1 protein-coding gene is annotated in these 3,605 nt (G+C 72.2%); it reads left to right on the top strand.

Annotation, left to right across the window (positions count from 1 at the left end; translation table 11 throughout):
- On the top strand, window positions 1-3,605 hold a 3,605-nt coding region (locus VIB55_RS02630; protein WP_331875112.1), incomplete at both ends, for an amino acid adenylation domain-containing protein.

The following is a 3,605-nucleotide window of genomic DNA, read 5'->3' as shown; positions in this document are numbered from 1 at the left end:
AAAGCTTCTTCGAGCTGGGGGGGCACTCGCTGCTGGCTACGCGGGTGGTGTCGCGCATCCGCGAGGTGTTCGCCGTGGAGCTGCCGCTGCGCGCGCTCTTCGAGGAACCCACGGTGGCGGAACTGGCCGGGCGGGTGGGGGAGATGCGCCGCGCCGGGCTGCCGGCGCTGCCGCCCGTCGTCCCGGTGGAGCGTACGGGTGCGCTGCCGCTGTCGTTCGCGCAGGAGCGGCTCTGGTTCCTGGAGCGGCTGGCCCCGGGAAGCACCACCTACAACATCTCCATGGCATGGCGCCTGGGCGGTGCACTGGACGAGGCGGCGCTGGAGCGCAGCCTGGGCGAAATCGTCCGGCGCCACGAGTCGCTGCGCACCATCTTCGCGGAGGTGGACGGCTCGCCGGTGCAGGTCATCGCGCCCTTCGGCGGGTTCGCCCTGCCAGTGGAGGACCTGTCGGAACTGACCGAGGCGGATCGCCAGGCGGCGGTGCGCCGCCGCGTGGACGTGGAGGCGAGGCGGCCGTTCGACCTCTCGGCGGGCCCGCTCTTCCGCGTGGCGCTGCTGCGGCTCGGCGCCGACGACCGCGTGCTGCTGCTCTCGATGCACCACGTCGTCAGCGACGGGTGGAGCATGGGGGTGTTCATCCGCGAGCTGTCGGTGCTGTACGAGGCGTACCGCCAGGGGCGGGAGTCTCCGCTCCCCGAACTGCCGGTTCAGTACGCGGATTACGCGGTGTGGCAGCGCGAGCAGCTGGAGGGCGAAGCGCTGGAAAGGCAGCTTGCGTACTGGCGGGAGCGGCTGGCGGGCGCGCCGGAGCTGCTGGCGCTGCCGACGGACCATCCCCGCCCGGCGGTGCAGACGTTCCGGGGCGCGACGGTCCCCGTGGAGCTCTCCCTGGAGCTGCTGGAGCGTCTCCAGCGGCTGGGGCGAAGTGCAGGCGCGACGCTGTACATGACTCTGCTGGGTGCCTTCCAGGTGCTGCTGAGCAGGTACGGCGCGGGTGAGGACGTGGTTGTGGGGAGCCCCATCGCCGGGCGCACGCGCGGGGAGGTGGAGCCGCTGATCGGCTTCTTCGTCAACACCCTCGTGCTGCGCACGAACCTCGCGGGGAACCCCAGCTTCCGCGAGGTGCTGGGGCGGGTGCGAGAGGCGACGCTGGGAGCGTACGAGCATCAGGAGGTCCCGTTCGAGAAGCTGGTCGCCGAGCTGCAGCCGGAGCGGTCCCTGAGCCATTCGCCGCTCTTCCAGGTGCTGTTCGTGCTGCAGGACGCGGAGGGCCAGGGAAGCGCTCTCCCGGGGCTCAAGGTGAGCGGAGCCGGTGCGGAGCTCGCGAGCGCCAACTTCGATCTTTCCCTGACGCTCGGGGCGACCCCCCAGGGCCTGCGCGGCGCACTGAACTACAGCACCGACCTGTTCGAGCGCGGCACGATAATCCGGATGATCGGCCACCTGGAACGGGTGCTGGAGCAGGTCGCCGCCGACGCGGACGTGCGGCTTTCGCGGCTGGATCTTCTTGGCGAGGCGGAGCGCGCGCGCGTGGTGGAGGAGTGGAACCGCACGGAGGCGGAATATCCGCGGGACGTCTGCGTGCACGAGCTCTTCGAGGCGCAGGTGGAGCGCACTCCCCACGCGGTGGCGCTGGTCTACGAGGACCAGGAGGTGGCGTACGCGGCGCTGAACGCCCGGGCGAACCGGCTGGCGCACCACCTTCGCGCGCTCGGCGTGGGGCCGGAGGCGCAGGTGGCGCTGTGCGTGGAGCGCGGCTTGGAGATGGTGGCCGCCGTGCTGGCGGTGCTCAAGGCCGGCGGGGCGTACGTGCCGCTGGACCCGGAGTATCCCCAGGAGCGGCTGGGCTACATGCTCCAGGACAGCGCGCCGGTGGTGCTGCTGACCGAGCGCTCGCTGGCGGGACGGTTCGGCCCATCGGACGTTCCGGTCGTGGTCCTGGATGGAGATGGTCCCGCCTGGGCTCGCCAGCCGGACTCCAACCCCGGGCGCGGGGCGCTGACCCCGGAGAACCTGGCGTACGTCATCTATACCTCCGGCTCCACGGGGCAGCCGAAGGGGGTGATGAACCGGCACCGCAACGTCATCAACCTGCTGGCCTGGGGAGAACGGCACTGGGAGTTCGCGGCCTGCGACGCGCTGCTGCAGCGGACGTCGCTCAGCTTCGACGTCTCGGTGCGCGAGCTGTTCTCGCCCCTTGTGGTCGGCGCCCGCCTGGTCCTGGTGCGGCCCGGCGGACAGCGGGATGTGGACTACCTGGTGGAGGTCATCCGCCGCCAGGAGGTCAGCACCATGGTCCTCACCCCCTCGCAGATGCAGGCCTTCCTGGAGCACCCCGGGCTGGAAGCCTGCGCCAGCCTGCGGCGGATCCTGCTCGGGGGCGAGTCCATCCCCGTGGGGATGGTGGCGGAGCTCCGGGCCCGGCTGCCCGGCGCGCGGCGGTACCACGAGTACGGCCCCACGGAGGCGACCGTGACCTCGACGGCGCGCATCTGCGGCGCGGAGGGCGAGGCGCCCGGCGCTTCGATCGGGGGACCGATCTCCAACACGCGCGTCTACCTGCTGGACGTGCGCGGGGAGCCGGTGCCCGTCGGCGTCGCAGGCGAGCTGTACGTGGGCGGCGCGGGGGTGGCGCGGGGGTACCTGGGCCGGCCGGCGCTTACGGCGCAGAAGTTCGTACCCGACCCGTTCGGCGCCGAGCCCGGAGCGCGGCTGTATCGGACGGGGGACCTGGGACGGTGGCTGGCGGATGGGACCATCGAGTTCCTGGGGCGTGTGGACACCCAGGTGAAGGTGCGGGGCTACCGGATCGAACCGGGCGAGATCGAGGCCCGGCTCCTGGCGCGCGAGGGAGTGAGCGAGGCGGTGGTGGCCGTGCACGAAGACCAGGCGGGGAACCGGCGCCTGGTGGCGTACGTGGTGGGTGACGCGGAGGCGGGGGTGCTGCGCGAGCACCTGCGCGGGGAGCTGCCGGAGTACATGGTGCCGGCGGCGTTCGTCGCGCTGGAGCGGCTTCCGCTCACGCCGAGCGGCAAGCTGGACCGGCGGGCGCTCCCGGCGCCGGAGTACGGCGTCGCGGAGGGCGGGCTCATGGAGCCGAGGAACTACGTGGAGGTGCAGCTCATCCAGATCTGGGAGGAGCTGCTGGGCGTTCGTGCGATCGGGGCGACGCAGAGCTTCTTCGATCTCGGCGGCAACTCCCTGCTGGCGCTGCGCCTCTTCTCGCGCGTCAACCGCAGGTTCGGCTGCGACCTTCCCGTGGCGACGCTCTTCGCGGGCGCGACGGTCCGGCAGATGGCCGCCGCGATCCTCGCGCAGGACGCGTCGGCGGCGCGGGCACCCGTGGTCGCGCTGCAGCCGGACGGATCGCTGCCGCCCCTGTTCTGCGTCCATGCCACGGACCGGGAGGTGCTCAGCTACGTCAGCCTGGTGCGCCACCTGGGCGCGGAGCAGCCGGTGTACGGGGTGCGGGACCTGGGCGAGGACCTATCGCGTCCGCTGACCCGGCTCGCCGCCGAGCACGTGCAGGAGATCCGGTCGGTCCAGCCGGAAGGGCCGTACTACCTGGCCGGATGGTCGTTCGGCGGGCTGGTGGCGTTCGAG

It is taken from the genome of Longimicrobium sp., from assembly GCF_036554565.1.
In the GTDB taxonomy this organism is placed as follows: Bacteria; Gemmatimonadota; Gemmatimonadetes; order Longimicrobiales; family Longimicrobiaceae; genus Longimicrobium.
The sequence above is the reverse complement of the archived record's forward strand: the minus strand, read 5'-3'. Positions and strand labels throughout refer to the sequence as shown.